This is a genomic window from Thermotoga sp. RQ2 (genome assembly GCF_000019625.1).
Lineage (GTDB): Bacteria > Thermotogota > Thermotogae > Thermotogales > Thermotogaceae > Thermotoga > Thermotoga maritima.
On the sequence record NC_010483.1, the window covers coordinates 662846 to 678874 of the forward strand.

Here is a 16029-nt window from a genome sequence, read left to right on the forward strand (position 1 = left end):
AGATATATCTATAGAGTTATGATTTTCAACAAGAATTATACCGGATTTCTGGAATATCTCAAAACACCATTTCGGAAAAATTCTTGAGGATCTTCATCTCATCAAAGACATCCAGGACGGTGAACCTGTCCCTTATGGTGTTTGCGAGACGTACAACTCTTGACAGAAAGTCTTTGCTGTAACTGTTGATCACTGAGTTCACATCTATAGTCTCAAGAGTTCTTTTGAGATGGGGGAAAAATTCCTTATAGATGCTTTCCATTGGTTCTCTGACTATATCTGCTTCGATTTTTGGGAATTTCTTCTCAGCGTATGTTTTTAAAAATTCTTCTACTTTTCTTTCTTCGAAGAGCTCAAGAAGTTCTTTCCTTCTTTCCTCAATGGAGTAGTCTTTTAGAGGTATCTCTTTCTTCTCTACAAGTGCCTCGTACGCCTTCATCGAAACAAAAACTCCTATCATCACTGTCAAGCCATGGAAAGGAGGCATCTCCTCTTTTTCTTCGTGAAACATTTCTATCAGATGAGAAACCATGTGTTCTGCACCGGACGCCGGCCTTGAATTTCCCATGATGACCATGTTGATTCCTGAAACAAGATGGGCCTCCATGAGTGTTTTGATGGCATTTCTTTCTCTGTTGAGAATGTCTTTTGACTTCAAAAGAATTTCTTTCAACAGATCTTTCATGTCGTTCCAGACGAAGTCACAGATGTATTCGCCCGTAACGATATGTGAGAGAATCCAATCCATTCTTGCGGGAATCTTGGCAACAATGTCTCCTACACCAGCCCTCAAAAGGTCCATTGGTGCGTTTCTCAACACCTCGATATCTAAAAGGATTCTCCTGGGGGGAATCGCCATGAAGGTCTTTTTCACACCGTTCACCAGGATGGGCGCCACGGTGGAAGTATAAGCATCCACAGAAGGCGCTGTAGGAACACACGAGAAACGCTTTCCAGAAAGATATGCCGCGTATCTTGCTATGTCTGTGAGGCTGCCAGATCCAATCGATACGATCTCTGGGAAATCTCCAGATGCTTTCACTATTTTTTCAACGTTTTCCATCGTTGCAAGGGGTCTTCTCTCGTTGAAAACGAAAGACCGCTTCCCGGGCAAGTCCACCAGGGAAGCGGTGTTCAGGTCTGCTATGAAAAACGCATCCGAAAAAACATCCGGTGCCTCTCTTATGGATGCCTCCAGGATTTCTATATTCGGAACCTCATGAGTTTTCCCGCAACTGCACTCGAAGGTTTTTCCCAGGATATCCTTCATCCCTCACAACCTCGCCATCAGGTCTTTTGTTCTCTCATAGAGCTCTCTGTATATTTCGTAGTACCTGTCGTAGATCTTCTTGTTCTCCGGGTCTGGTTCCACGGGATCTCTGTATTTCACCCACTCTTTTATTCTCTCGGGCTTGTCTATAACGCCTGTTCCGAGTCCCGCAAGGAAGGCATCTCCGTAAGGAGCCTCCACAAGGCTTGCAACCTGCCTCATCTTGAAACCAGTAACATCCGCGAATATTTTAACCCACACAGAAGATTTGGAAACGCCACCGACGATCCAGCATTCGTCGTTCAGTTTCAAACCAGCTTTCAAGCCCTCTTCCATGTTGTGTCTCAGGGCATACGCTCCTCCTTCCATTAGTGCCCTGTAGAGGTGTGCTCTCTTGTGATAGAGAGTGACCCCAAAGAACACACCCCTTGCGGTAGGATCCCATATCGGAGATCTTTCACCCATGAAGTATGGAAGAACGATGATACCCTCGCTTCCAGCAGGGATGTTTGCTACCTCCTTGTCAAAGAGCTGGTACGGTGAGATGCCAGTTCTTTCACCGACGATTGTCTCGCTCTCACCGAACTGTTCTTTAAACCACCTGGCGAGAGCCCCCGTTGTAGCGGACCCTCCAAATGTGTAGATCCTTTCAGTGTCGTAAACCACATAAGGATAATTCACAAGCCCGAAAGCCAGTTTCGAACCATCGTGGACCGTTCCCCAGCAGGTGGAAGTACCCACCATCGCAACGTGTTCTCCCTCTTCAAGTGCACCGGCAGAAAGCTGGGCAACTGGAGCGTCTATTCCACCGGCCACTACGGGTGTTCCCTCGAGGAGTCCGCACAATTCTGAAGCTTCTTTCGTCACTCTTCCAACCACGTCAGAAGACTTCACTATTCTCTCGGGGAGGAACTCAATTGGTATTCCGAGAACATCGCACATCTCCTTGGACCAGGTGAGCTTTCTGATGTCAAAAACACCACCCAGGTTTCCAGCGGAGGAATAGTCGATGACAACTTCTCCCGTCATTTGATAGATCACGTAGTCCTTAGGAGTGATGAACTTGTAGATCTTTTCCCAGATCTCTGGTTCGTTGTTTCTGATCCACATGATTTTCGTAAAGCCAAAGTACGAATCCACGTAATTTCCTGTGATTTCGAAGAGCTTTTCCTTGGGAACGTTCTGTTTCACCCACTCCGTCTCTTTCACCGCTCTTCTGTCCATCCAGATGAGGCAGGGTCTGAGCGGTTGCATGTTCCTGTCAACTGGAATGCCCGATCCACCGTAGAGTCCGCTAATGGCAATCCCAGCTATTTCTTTCTTTGATACCACAGACTTCTCCACCACTTCTTTTACAGTTTCAAAGACTGCTTTAACCCAGACATCAGGCCACTGTTCTGCCCAGTTCGGTTTTGGAGTTATGACTTCGTACTCTCTGAAAGCCTCAGCGAGCACTTCTCCTTTCTCGTTCACAATGACGGATTTCGTACCCTGAGTTCCTATATCACTTCCGATGAGGTACATATTCCCCCTCCTCACTTCTGACCGTACTTGGTGTGATACTGATTGTAGAGACGATCCACTTCGTCAGGTGGCAATGGTGTGGGTTTTCCTGCAAGTGTTGCAAAGTACGCTGCCTTTGCTACCTCCTCAAGGAAAATCGCCTTTTTCACTGCATCGTCCACAGAGGTCCCCACGATCATAACACCGTGTTTTCTGAGAAGAACAGCACCGGATTTTCCAATCACTTTCACGACAGCTTTTCCAATCGCCTCGGATCCTACAGGAGCGTATTCTGTAAGAGGAATCTCCTCTCCGAAAACATCCGCATGTGCCGTGCAAAGAACGGGGATTGATTTTTCGAGAATTGCCCACACCATGGCGAATGTTGAATGAGTGTGAATCACGGATTTTGCCCAGTCGAGGTGTTTGTAGAGATACAGATGTGTGGCTGTATCGACGGAGGGTTTCTTCTCTCCCTCGATCACGTTTCCTTCAAGGTCCACCACGACGAAGTCCTCTGGTTTCAGCTCGGTGTATGGAACACCGGAGGGCTTTATCAGAACATGATCACCGATTCTCACACTCACGTTACCGCTTGTGTAAGCGACAAGACCGTATTTTTCCAACAGAAGATGGGCATTGTATAGCTCTTTCCTTTCTTTTTCGTACATGCTTTTACCTCCTTTATGGGTAAACGTACAGTCAAAATTATCCACACAACAAGGCATCACAGTTCCGTTTTTGTTTTCAAACTTCAACAGAAAATCTATAAACAGTAACCTGTCTGTACTCCTCACCTGGTCTCAAGATGGTGCTTGGAAAGTTTGCATGATTTGGAGAATCGGGGAAGTGCTGTGCTTCAAGACACAAACCTGAGTACGGTCCGTAGTATGTACCGCATTTTCCCTTCACATCGAGGAAGTTTCCCGTGTAGAGTTGAAGACCCGGCTCTGTTGTGTAGACCTCCATCCTTCGACGAGATCTCTTGTCTCTTAGAACAGCTGCAAGCTTCAGCTTTCCATCTTCACCGTTTAAAACGTAGTTTATATCGAAACCTTTTGTTGTAGTGCTTTTCAACGGTTCGATGGCGTCTCTCAGAACTTTGAAAGATCTCAAATCGAACGGTGTGCCTTCAACCGGTGCAATCTCTCCTGTTGGTATGAGGTTATCATCAACGGGGGTGTAGTTATCTGCGTTTATCATAAGCTCGTGATCAAGTATTGAACCATCACCGGCAAGGTTAAAATAGGAATGTTGTGTGAGGTTCACAACGGTGGGTTTATCCGTTGTGGCACGATACTCTACCTTCAGCTCGTTTTCGTTTGTGAGAGTGTAGATAACTGTGAGATCCAGATTGCCAGGATAGCCTTCTTCGCCATCGTGGCTCAAATACTTCAGAACAAGGGAAGGTCCAGTGGGCGTTTTTATGGGAACGGCTTTGAAGACCCTGGTGTAGAATCCCTTCACACCACCGTGGAGCGCGTTTGGACGATCTCCATCGTTCAGGGCAAGCTGATAGGTGACTCCGTCGATCTCGAATCTTCCACCGGCTATTCTGTTCGCGTATCTTCCCACTATCGCCCCGAAGAAGAAGTTCGAGTTCTTTGCTTCGTACTCCTGGAGTGTGTCAAATCCCAAAACAACATCAGAAAGGGTGCCAGAACTGTCTGGCACCCACAATTCTCTCACTATCGCACCATAAGTGATGATCTTTGCCATCATTCCATTTTTGTTTATGAGTGTGTACTGATATACAGGTATTCCCTCAGAAGTTGCTCCGAAGAACTCCTTTTCAATGTGGCTCATCAGATATTCCATTTCTTTCTCCTCCTGGCAACAGTTTTTCTTACTCCAATTCTACCTCAATCACACTGCAAGAGAATGGTTTAAACGTGTGTTCAAATTCGGTGTCAACGGTGATGGTTTCGGAGGTAATATCAACGACGTTCGGATTTTCCATGGTGTTTCTCGCGTTCACGTCCGGACCTGTGAGTGTATAAACGGTGGCTTTTTTCTGTCCCAGACCTTCCACTCTGATTGGAACCTTCAAAGCGTCTTCTTTCCTGTAGTTTACAACAGCGATGAAAAGTTTCTTGCCATCTTCTGAGATGGAAGCGGCGGCATCAAGGAACGGTGCGTTCTCGACAGAGAAAGGCATTTTGTTGATGAACATGACTCCTTCTATGTTGTAAGTCTCCGATTCAACATGGGTCTTGACAAGCTTTTCTCCGGAATGATTCACGATGAGTTCAAAAGCCTTGTAAACGGGTGTGAGAATGAGACCGTCTTTCTCGGTGTGTATAGCTCCAAGGGCGTTTACAAGCTGTGCGAGATTGGCAAGTGGGACTATGTCGCTCATCTTTTGAAGAAGTACAAGCACTCCACATGCAAAGATACCATCTTTGAGATCGTAAGGTTCTTCGAGCTTGTTATCGGACACTCTGTACCATACGTTCCATTCATCAAGGGCGATTTTGACACCTCTCTTTCTAGCAGTATCCACCATATCAATGAGCTTTTTCACTCCGATGAGTCTTTCTTTGAGAAGGTAAACCGTAGAGACCGTTTCGTAGTAATCGTCGGACCCTGTGTAGAAATGGTAGGATATGAAGTCAATCACATCACCTGCTTCTTGAAGAACCCTGAGATTCCATATGGGGTCGTCACAGCCCACGGCGATCGCTTTAATTGTAGGGTCGAAAACCTTCATCCATTTCGTGTATTCTTTGGCGGCTCTTGCGTATTCGTCCGCCGTCATGTGGCCTACCTGCCATTCCCCGTACATCTCGTTGCCTATTCCCCAGAACTTTACGTTGTAAGGTTCTGGATGACCGTACTTTCTTCTGAGTTGAGCGTAGTAGGTATTACCCTTTCCATTGCAGTATTCAAGCCAGTGGAGAGCTTCGTCGAGTGTTCCAGTTCCCATGTTTATACTGATGTAAGGTTCTGCTCCTATCTCACGACAGTACTCAATGAATTCGTCCGTTCCAAATCTATTCGTCTCTTCCTGTTGCCAGGCGAGATCGAACCTGACAGGCCTCTGATCTTTGGGACCTATTCCGTCTTCCCAGTGGTAGTTCGACACAAAGTTTCCACCGGGCCATCTCAAGTTCGGAACTTTTATCCTCTTTACAGCCTCCAGAACGTCCTTTCTGAAACCCCTTTCATCGGAGAGCGGAGAACCTTCTTCATAAATTCCGCCGTAGATACACCTTCCCAGATGTTCCGTGAAATGACCGTAGATGTGTCTACTAATCGGCTTGACAACTTTTTTTGGATCAACCACTATCCTGTAGGACATACTCTTTTCCCTCCTCACTTCACAAAAGTTGGTGTTATAGAAATACAGTCTACATTGGGTCCATAAACAGACACATAAGCAGGTGAAACTTCAGTGTTTGGATTTTCAAATCTCAAAGTATGAACACCTTTTTCAAGATAGAGGTACAGAATCCTTGTGGAAAAGCCGTCCATTCCTCCGGTATACCTGAAAAAGAGATCCCTTTCTTCCCCATCGATGATCAATCTACAGTACCTGTCCACCACGTTGAGGTTATAAGCATGAGTCCCCAGCGTTTCCTCGTTACTGTAGCGAATTACGAGAGAGTAATAATTACCTTCAGGTACTTCGAACCGTATTTCAAGAGCATTTTCTTTTCCTCTTCCAATACCAGCGACAAACTTACCGGATGAAGCATACTCAGAATTCTCCACGCGTGTATTTCCTGTTAGTGTACCTTCTTCTGCTTCATAGGTTTTCACGTCCTTTTCCACTTTCTCGAAAGAAATAGAACCCAAAACGATCGCATTATCAGAAGGATTTCTCAGCCTTAATAGATTCACACCTTTTTGAAGAAAAACGGTGAACTGATTGCTCGTTACTTTCTCTCTGGCTACTCTGTTGATTTCTACTTCCAATTCTCTGATTGCATCATTGTTCAGCTTCACAGAATAATAACCATCGTTCTCCACTACCACAAAAAACTCGACTTCATCGTTTCTTTTCAGAGTGATCTTTTCGCTATCGAGAAAACCATCCTTGGTGGTCAGGTAATCACATATCAGGAACTTTTGCTCTTTCGGATAAAGTCTTAACCCCACGCGATCAACACCAACACTCTGAGAACCACTTTCTCTGGATATTTTCACTGTATTCATCCCTTTTTTAAGCCAAACAGGTATTTCAACTTTTCCAACGTAACTTCCAGAGAGCGTAGGAGGAAAAATCACTTCAAAAGTTTCGTCATTTATCTCCAGTTTGTGTTTTACAGACTTAGCATTACCGTTCAGGTACCATATCTCGAGGAGATACAAACTATCTTTTGGTACTTCAACCTTGAAGGAAAGAGCACTCTTAGTATTATCAAGAAACACCACTTTTTCTCCAGAATAAGGTGGATTGTTTCCTCCTCCATGGATCTCTACCGTACAGTTTTCTAAGAAAGCATTTTCAGCCTCTTGTCTCCACTTCCATACAGACTGGTAGATCTGTCTGGAACCTTCATCTTTCCTTACCAGGATAAGATAAGCAGACATTTCACTCAAATTCTGGAGTTTTAAAGAGAATCCTCCATTGAGAACCTCGGTGTAACCTTTTTCCAGAAGATCTGGTGAAATGTAGATACCTGTGTAACCAGACCATTCGATCTCCCAGACTTCGTAATAAACCCTTTCTTTGAATGGAGTGTTCCTGAACGTGAGAGTGAGTTCTTCCTGATCATCTCCTCCCAGGAGAACTTTCAAAGTCTTCGTGTTTCGATCGTACACAGCCAGTGTAGAAATGGAAGTATAACTTGGTGTTGCTGAAACCAGTTCTCCAGACATGTTCACATATTCTCTGAACAACCACCATGCACTATTTGGTACATTCCCTTCTACGAGCCCCGAAAAGTTACCCGCAGCATGCCAGTAAGCAAGGCATCCATCAACCTTCGATTGTTCAAATCTTGCAAGCCATTTCATAAGCCTTCCTGGAACGGATAGTTCTTTTCCAAGGGCATATTCGTTTATACAGATGGGAAGAGATCTGATGCCAAGCTCTTTTTCAATTTTTCGGAAATCCTGGTAATAAGCGTGTCCTGCTTCTGCGTCCATAAGATTCAGTTCATGCCATGTGATCAGATCAGGAAGACAATTCTCTTGGAGACAGAATTCGAAGAATTTCTTCATGAATCTCGAGTTGTAAGTAGTTGTATTCGGACCTGCTATCTTCGCACTCGGTGCTACTTCTTTTATCGTATTGTAGACGGCCTTCCAGGCTGTGAAGAACTCCTTCATCCTTTTAGAGGACCAGAAAAGACCTCCATACCAGATCGCATCAGGTTCATTGAAAGGAACGTAAACAATCTTATCTCTGTACGGTAGCATCTCTAAAATTCGTACAGACTCCCTTACTTTCTCGAGGTAATCATCTGGCACATAATCCCTGTTGTTGTCAGGATTTTTTTCATATGGCCAATTTAGGTAAATATCCTGAAGATAAACCTGGAGGTATTCTCCCCCTGCCTTTACAAAGCTCTCCATGACCCTGAAAGCATCAGCACCGGGATGCTGTAAACCATACGGAGGTTTCTGGTTCACCGTCCTTACCCTTATAGGTACCAGAGAGATGACAGAAGGAACATCGGGTTCGGAAAGGGCATAGTGGGCACCAACCGCTCCAAAGCCAAGGGGCCCATTTGTTCGAGAAAGATCGAAAACGAGTTCATCAGCAAAAACCAGCGTGGAAAAACAAAGTATCAACATCAACCACCTCATTATCTCACCTTCAATCTCAAAACCGTCACTGTGTAAGCTTTAAAGGTGTATTCAAAGGAAGTGTTGAGACCGGTTATTATTCTTTCTTTTGGAACGATCTTTAGTTCATCGAAACTGTTTTCATCCTTTGGGCCACCACTGATGAGAATCTCCTTTCCATTTCCTTCGAGCCCAATTCCCTGAATTTCCAGACGAACGGTCCTATCTTCAGGCCAGGGATTGACAACTTTTATGATCAATTCCTTAGATTTTTCATCGTACGTTACTACATGATAGAGATGTTTGTATCTGTAGCCGAACATCCTGTACTCTTCGTTGGTGAGTTCGGAGTGAATCACCACATCTCCTCTGTTCTCAGCGAAAACTCTCTGGACATAGTAACTCGGTGTACCGAAAACCCTGTATCCATCGAACCAGATCAGATCCGGTACCCACTGAGACCAGCCCACTCTGTTGAAGAGGGGAGCGTAGGAAGCCATTATGACAACATCGGAATTCCTCTCGACTCCTGTAAGAAAAGCTGCTTCAGCGAGTGCTGCCTGCCAGTTGTTTCTCTTTCCATCTGTATGCGCCGCGTACTCTCCAAGCATAACTTTCGGACCGTTTCTGTCATATCTGTTGTATCTATCAGTGTTTGCCAGCATCCATTCCGGTGAGGCATAGATGTGCTCGTCGAAGATTTCCACGTTGTTTTCCCTTGCCCAGCGCCACGCCTGTCTGAAATCGGTTCCTTCGTAGGAAGGCGGTCCGCTGAATATGATCTTTACATCGGGATATCTTTTTTTTATCGCTTCTCTGAACTTTTCGAAATTCTCCCAGTATCTTGGCCCCCAGTTTTCATTACCAACACCAATGTATTTCACGTTGAAGGGTTCTGGATGACCAAGAGACGCTCTGACACCTCCCCAGTACGTGTCTGTTGCATCGTTGGCAAACTCGAGGAAATCTAGAACGTCTTGAATCCATTCTTTGAGCTCTTCTTCGGAAGCGTATTCCGGTGATTCTATCTGGAAAGATATACCAGGATTGAATATAGGAACAGGTTCTGCTTCCAGTCTTTCACAGAGGAGCAAATACTCGTAAAAACCGATACCAAGTGTCTGATAGTATCCCCAGAAATTCCACTTTGTCTTCCTCTGTTCAACTGATCCAATGCTCTCTTTCCATCGGTACGCGTTCTCCAGGGTGTTACCCTGAACCAGACATCCTCCCGGAAACCTTATAAAACCTGGCTTTAGATCCTCGAGCATTCTCAAAAGATCTTCTCTCATGCCGTTCCAGTTCTTTCTGGGCATCAGAGAAACCATGTCGATTCTGAGGGTTCCACTGCCCAGAATGGAAATCGAAAGTCTCGAGTTGGTGGATGTCTTTGTGGGAATGAGATTCAACATGTACTTTTTCCAGCCACCAGCCGGTTGATGAAGCAAAACATTCCCTGAAGCCAGAACTTCGTTGTCATCAGTGATCAAAGCGGTGATCGTTCCTGTGAAATCACCACTGAGATAGGTGGAGAAGGTGTATTCCTGACCCTGAAACACCACAATTCCACCGTATCCCAGGTTCGTGAGAGTCGCTCTATCTGTTTCGGGAAATTTCAATTCAAAATAATGAGTGTTGTTTTCGTTGAGAGGATACGTTTCTTCTATGGAAGATTTCACAGAATCTCCTCTTTCGATCTGCCACCCTTCGTACTTTCTCGTTTTCTGCTCAAACGATCTGTTTCTCACAAGTTCTACGTAAAGTCCTCCATCGACTGCGTGATTTATATCTTCGAAAAATATTCCATGAAATGTCTCTGGAATTTCCGGCCCCTGCCGAGAAAAGTCAATCCTCAACACATGTTGAACCTCTCCGACGAGGAGGACCGAAATTGTTAAAGTCAAAACAAACAGGAATCTTTTCACTTTCTCACCCCTCAAATCATTCTTTTCCAACGGATCCCAGGTAGATTCCCTGCATGAGATACTTCCTGAAAACGATAAATATCACAAGAACGGGAGCCACAGAAATGAATGCGCCAGCCATAAGAGTTCCTATTCCTCTGTAAGGATCACCCCATCCTGCATTGAATCGAACGAGAGCTATTGGCAGTGTGAATTTCTCAGGTGAAGAAAGAACAAGGAGAGGCCAGAGAAAACTGTTCCAGTATCCTAAGAAAGACATCAATCCCAGAACAATCATTGCGGGTTTGATGTACGGCACTACTATGGTCACAAGAAATCTGAGTTTTGAACAACCATCTATCCATGCGGCATCCTCCAGTTCTCTGGGTATGCCAAGCATATACTGTCTCAGGAGAAAGACCCCAAAAGTTCCTCCGAGTCCTGGAAGAATGAGAGCCGCAAGTGTATCCATGAGCCCTAAACGATAGATAATAAAATAATGAGGTATTAGAAAGATGATCCCGGGAAAAGCAAGAACCGCTACATAGCTCCAAAATACGACTTTCTTTCCTTTGAACTTCAATCTGGAAAGAGCATAAGCAGCCGGGACAGCCACTACCAATCCTGCCAATGTTCCCAGAATGGAGACAATCAAACTATTGATTATTCCCTTTGAAACACTTATACCGCTCGCAGGTGCAAAGATTCGCTTATAATTATCCAGCGTGGGATTATCAGGGATCCACTTGGGTGGATACTCAGAGGTTGCCGTTGTTGATTCTTTCAAAGACGTGGAAAACATCCAGAATATGGGTGCATACCAGAGAGCAGCAAAAAGCCATAAAGCAACAGAGATGATAACTCTTAACAGTTTATTCTTTTTCTTCGACATCTCATTCTCCCTCCGCACCACGGATTGACTTTGTGAGAATAAAGAGATTTATCAATGCGAATCCGAAGATAATGATGAACATGTACCAAGAGATTGCTGCTGCGCGACCAAGTTGTTGTCTTTCAAAGCCAACCATGTAGAGATAATAGACCATTGTTCTTGTACTTCCCGCGGGCCCTCCAGCAGTGAAGAAATACACCTGATCGAATAGTCCAAAAGCTAGAAGAACCTGTCGTACAACATCGAAGAACAGCACATTCCTCATCCAGGGTAGTGTAATGTGTATGAATTGAGCCCATGGACCTGCTCCATCTATTTTTGCCGCTTCGTATTGTTCCGGAGGAATTCTCTGAAGCGCTCCCAGGTACAGCAGGATACTGAACCCGATGATCCACCAGACAGTAACACCGATGATACACGCCCAGGCACGCGCAGGTGTTTCGAACCATGAAATTGGTTGTTTGAGAAAACCTAGCTTGGTGAGATAGTAGTTTAACAACCCGTTTGGAGCGGACGAAAAAATCCACCTCCAGGTTGTCAGAACACCAACAGAGCTGAAAAATGTGGGCGAGACAAAGGCAACCAGAAGCCACAGCTTACCGTACCATTTCTTTTTCAATAAGAGAGCGAATATCATCGAAACAGCCATGACAAGAGGAATGCTTATGATGGCAAACAACACTGTGTTTTTAACGGATTGCCAGAATCTAGAATCGTTCCAGATTCTCACGTAGTTATCCAGCCCCACAAATCGTGTTGTTCCCAAAAGGGACCACCTATAAAAACTCATCACAAAGCCATAAACAACTGGTATAACTATGAAAAGAACAAAGAAAAAGAAGTGGGGGAGCAGGAACCCCCACGCTCCCAACTCCCTCTTCAAAATACGTTTCATTCTCATTTTCTTTAATTGTTTTTCCATGAGAATATCGGTTTTTTCTGCCATCCTTTCAACCCTCCGGCCTGCTCATTCTCCAACTGTTGCCCAGTAATCGTCAATTATTTCCTGAGCAACCATTTCGGCTTCCTCCATTGCTTCCTCAGGCGTCATGCTCTTGTTGATAAGCACTTCTTCAATATATGGCACTATCTCGGCAAGGATCTCGGCTATGTACGGGAACATCTGGAAGGTTTTAACATAAGATACCTGCTGAGCCGCAACGTACAGATGTGGGAACTTTTCTTTAAATTCTTCGCTCTCAGCTATGGATTTCCTGGCGGGTGTCTGACCAGCCGCATACCATTCGATTGCGTGATCCCACAGATACTTAACCCAGGTCATCACGGCGTTGAAGGTCTTTTCGTCTTCCACCATGACCTTTGGAATTGCGATCACATGTGAACCACCAAACACAGATTTTGTTGTTCCAAGCTGAGGAGCTGGTGCGTAGCCAAAGTCATCTCCAAGCAGATCAAGCCATGGATTGATCGTCCAGATACCGGTTATCAACACAGAACCCGCTCCAGACTCAAAGGTTGGCCCTGCATCGATAGGTTGATCAGGATACAATCCTTCTTTTTGAAGTTCCTGGAGGAATTTGAGAACTTTTATACCAGCTTCTTTGAATGCAGGGTGCTTGAAGTCAGGTGTCAGAATATCTCCACCAAATTGCCACAGCAAATGTACAAATTCCCAATCCCAGCTTGGAGACTCACACCACGGGAATGAACCTTCTGGTGTGACTTTTCTGAGAGCCCTTAGAACGTTCACAAACTGTTCTCTGTTGAGTGGCCCTTCCTTCAATGGAAGGTCTGGATCAAGATCAGCCTTTTTGAAATTGTCTTTCCTGTAGGCCATGTAGAAAATCCATACGTCAATTGGTATTCCATAGTACTTACCGTCTTTTGTTACAAGTCCTTCGAGGACAGAGGGATAAATATCATCGATATCGATACCCAACTTTTGGAGCTCTTCTTTTGTGAAGGTTCTGAAGTGATCAAGAAACAGCGGCATGTCATGCTTCCTAATAAACAGAACCTGGGGAGCAGATTTCGTGGAAATACCCGTGGCAAGCTTCTGCTTGTATTCCAGGGAACTTCCTACGACAAGATGAACAATCTCAATATCAGGATGTGTTTCGTTGAACTTCTGAATGATCTGGTCCATATACGCTCCATCAGCACCGGAGAGTGGCGTCATGAACGTAATTTGAATCTTGGCTATGAGTGGAAGAGCTAAAACAAGAACTACCAGAAATACCAGTAACTTCCTCATGAAAGTTCACCTCCATTCGAGTATATTCAAAGATAGGTACGTACCAATTTTCGGTTGTAATTATAACCTTTCCATCTCAAACAATTCAAGGTGAAATTTTTGGAAATATTTTCTTTTAGAGCCAACTGCAGACAACTAGAAATAATTATTCCCCGATTTCTCATTTTTTCACCTTCGTTCAATATTTTGAACCGAGATGTCACAGTCTATATAATATATGTACGTACAAAATGGATTTAGGAGGTGCAGCAATGAGACTCCTTTTTTTGATGATTATGCTAACAGCATTGGCAGGTTATATTCTCGCCAACGAACAACCAACGTTTCGATGGGCAGTGGTACATGATCCATCGGTTATTAAGGTAGGAAACATGTATTACGTTTTTGGGACACATCTTCAAGTCGCAAAATCGGAAGATCTAATGCATTGGGAACAAATAAACACGAGTGCTCATGATAAGAACCCTATCATTCCTAATATAAATGAAGAATTAAAAGAAGCTCTGAGTTGGGCAAGGACTCGAAACGACATCTGGGCACCCCAGGTTATCCAGCTTTCCGATAGAAGATACTACATGTACTACTGCGCTTCCACTTTTGGTTCACCAAGATCTGCCATAGGAATCGCCGTCTCTGATGATGTGGAAGGCCCGTATAAACATTATACAGTTATTGTGAAATCCGGTCAGGTGTACTCTGTGGACGGTCCGAGTGAAGATGGAACACAATACGATTCCAGAAAGCATCCCAACGCACTCGATCCTGGTGTTTTTTATGACAAAGAGGGAAATTTATGGATGGTTTACGGGTCCTGGTTTGGAGGAATTTATATTCTAAAGCTCGATCCTAACACAGGCCTTCCCCTTCCTGGACAGGGTTATGGTAAAAGGTTAGCGGGTGGAAATCACAGTTCCATGGAGGGACCATACGTTCTTTACAGTCCTGATACAGATTACTACTATCTCTTTCTGAGCTTTGGAGGTCTTGATTACAGAGGAGGTTACAACATCAGAGTTGCAAGGTCCAAGAACCCAGACGGACCTTACTATGATCCTGAGGGAAAGAGTATGGAAAACTGCATAGGAAGTAAAACAGTGATATCAAACTACGGTGCAAAGCTAATAGGTAACTTTATCTTGAGCGAAAGTAACACAATCGATTTCAGGGCTTTTGGATACGTATCTCCTGGTCACAACTCTGCCTATTACGATCCAGAAACTGGGAGGTACTTCATCTTCTTCCACACAAGATTCCCCGGCAGAGGGGAGACCTACCAGCTCAGAGTCCATCAGCTCTTCCTCAACGAAGATGGATGGTTCGTTATGGCTCCATTCCCATATGCCGGTGAGACGATCTCAGAATTGCCAGATGAAGAGATAGTAGGTGAATATCAGTTCATTAATCACGGAAAGGATATCACGAGTAAAATCAAACAACCTGTGAGAATAAAGCTAAACAGAGATGGAACTATAACCGGATCAGTCGAGGGAAAGTGGGAGAGAAAGGGACACTACATCACCTTGAAAATCAACGAAGGAAATACAACTGTTATTTACAAAGGAGTAGTCCTGAAACAGTGGCATTACTCAGAGAAAAAATGGGTGACGGTGTTTACAGCTCTTTCCAACCACGGGGTCTCTGTATGGGGAATAAGAGTAGAAGAATGATCCCAATACTCTAAACGGAGGTGTTAGGTCATGAGAAAGGTATTGTTTTTGTTTACGCTGACAGTGCTACTTGTTGTGGGGTTCGCTTTTGATCCCAACAACGATCCCTCTCTAATCGCCTACTTTCCGTTCGATGGAAGCTTGAAGGATGCAACAGGTCATTTTGGGGAAGTTGTCAAAACTGGTAGAACCATTGGAAGTGTAGGAAGAGGACAGATAACATTTGTAGACGGTGTCGTTGGACAAGCTGTGAAACTTCCAGGAAGTAGAGGTCTCCTTCTTCCTGAAGACCTTATAAAGGATTATGACTACACAGTAGCGTTCTGGGTGTACGCCAACAAACTCACAAGATTCACAACAACGTTCTTTGGAGCCTACATAGACAAAGACCTGAAAATCCACTGGATCAGTTTTGTTCCTCTCTGCTGGAACAACGGTACAATGCTCTGGGCAAGAGATGAAGCCCAGAACGTGTGGTACGATGGAATTCTCAGCAAAAACATTGAACCTGGAAAGTGGTATCACGTTGCAATCTCTGTATTGAACGGTATTGTTCGGGTTTACATCAACGGTGAACAGGTACTCACGAAGATCCAGATAAACGGACAGGAGAATCTCAACGGAAAACTTCCAGATGTATTCAGTCTGAAACCAGGAGGAGTGTTCGCTCTCGGAGCCAATTACTGGGATGCCCCATTCGATGGGATGTTTGATGAACTCAGGATCTATGACAGACCCCTTGGGCCGGACGAAGTAAGAATACTGTACAACTACGGCAGGTGATAACCACAAAATGAGGGCATTTTCACTGCTGGCCATTTTGCTTTTCAGCTTACTGAGCG

General features: G+C 44.6%; 12 protein-coding genes. 2 read left to right on the forward strand and 10 right to left on the reverse strand.

Features of this window, described 5'->3' with window-relative positions:
* Positions 1-58: 58 nt before the first annotated feature.
* The 10 genes from TRQ2_RS03335 to TRQ2_RS03380 all read right to left on the reverse strand — a co-directional run bounded on the left by TRQ2_RS03335 (position 59) and on the right by TRQ2_RS03380 (position 13520).
* Positions 59-1270, reverse strand: coding sequence for a sn-glycerol-1-phosphate dehydrogenase (locus tag TRQ2_RS03335; RefSeq protein ID WP_012310656.1), 1212 nt, complete (start codon positions 1268-1270; stop codon positions 59-61).
* Between the two features lie 3 nt (positions 1271-1273).
* Entirely contained in the window at positions 1274-2794 is a 1521-nt protein-coding gene (locus TRQ2_RS03340; RefSeq protein WP_012310657.1) for an FGGY-family carbohydrate kinase, read from the reverse strand.
* A gap of 11 nt (positions 2795-2805) precedes the next feature.
* Complete coding sequence (locus TRQ2_RS03345; protein ID WP_012310658.1) at positions 2806-3444, reverse strand: L-ribulose-5-phosphate 4-epimerase; 639 nt, start codon at positions 3442-3444, stop codon at positions 2806-2808.
* 76 nt (positions 3445-3520) lie between these two features.
* Positions 3521-4591, reverse strand: a complete 1071-nt coding sequence (locus tag TRQ2_RS03350) for an aldose epimerase family protein (RefSeq protein WP_011943240.1) — start codon at positions 4589-4591, stop codon at positions 3521-3523.
* 28 nt (positions 4592-4619) lie between these two features.
* Positions 4620-6074, reverse strand: a complete 1455-nt coding sequence (locus TRQ2_RS03355) for an alpha-N-arabinofuranosidase (RefSeq protein ID WP_012310659.1) — start codon at positions 6072-6074, stop codon at positions 4620-4622.
* A 14-nt stretch (positions 6075-6088) separates the two neighbouring features.
* Entirely contained in the window at positions 6089-8530 is a 2442-nt protein-coding gene (locus TRQ2_RS03360) for a hypothetical protein (protein ID WP_238374316.1), read from the reverse strand.
* Positions 8530-10434 (reverse strand): alpha-L-arabinofuranosidase C-terminal domain-containing protein, encoded by a 1905-nt coding sequence (locus TRQ2_RS03365; protein ID WP_012310660.1) that lies wholly within the window; start codon positions 10432-10434, stop codon positions 8530-8532. The genes TRQ2_RS03360 and TRQ2_RS03365 overlap by 1 nt, the downstream gene beginning before the upstream one ends.
* Positions 10435-10450: 16 nt before the next feature.
* Positions 10451-11305 carry a carbohydrate ABC transporter permease gene (locus tag TRQ2_RS03370; RefSeq protein WP_011943244.1) on the reverse strand — a complete coding sequence of 285 codons (855 nt, stop codon included), beginning with the start codon at positions 11303-11305 and terminating at the stop codon, positions 10451-10453.
* Between the two features lies 1 nt (position 11306).
* On the reverse strand, positions 11307-12251 hold the full coding sequence (locus TRQ2_RS03375; RefSeq protein WP_012310661.1) for a carbohydrate ABC transporter permease: 945 nt from the start codon (positions 12249-12251) through the stop codon (positions 11307-11309).
* 21 nt (positions 12252-12272) lie between these two features.
* The gene (locus tag TRQ2_RS03380; RefSeq protein WP_012310662.1) at positions 12273-13520 is read right to left on the reverse strand and encodes an extracellular solute-binding protein; all 1248 of its coding nucleotides are present in this window, start codon (positions 13518-13520) and stop codon (positions 12273-12275) included.
* A gap of 251 nt (positions 13521-13771) precedes the next feature.
* On the opposite strand from TRQ2_RS03380, the gene TRQ2_RS03385 reads away from it, so the two are divergent.
* Both TRQ2_RS03385 and TRQ2_RS03390 read left to right on the forward strand, forming a co-directional pair.
* Positions 13772-15187 (forward strand): arabinan endo-1,5-alpha-L-arabinosidase, encoded by a 1416-nt coding sequence (locus TRQ2_RS03385; RefSeq protein ID WP_012310663.1) that lies wholly within the window; start codon positions 13772-13774, stop codon positions 15185-15187.
* A gap of 30 nt (positions 15188-15217) precedes the next feature.
* Entirely contained in the window at positions 15218-15970 is a 753-nt protein-coding gene (locus tag TRQ2_RS03390; protein ID WP_012310664.1) for a LamG domain-containing protein, read from the forward strand.
* The last annotated feature ends 59 nt before the right edge of the window (positions 15971-16029 follow it).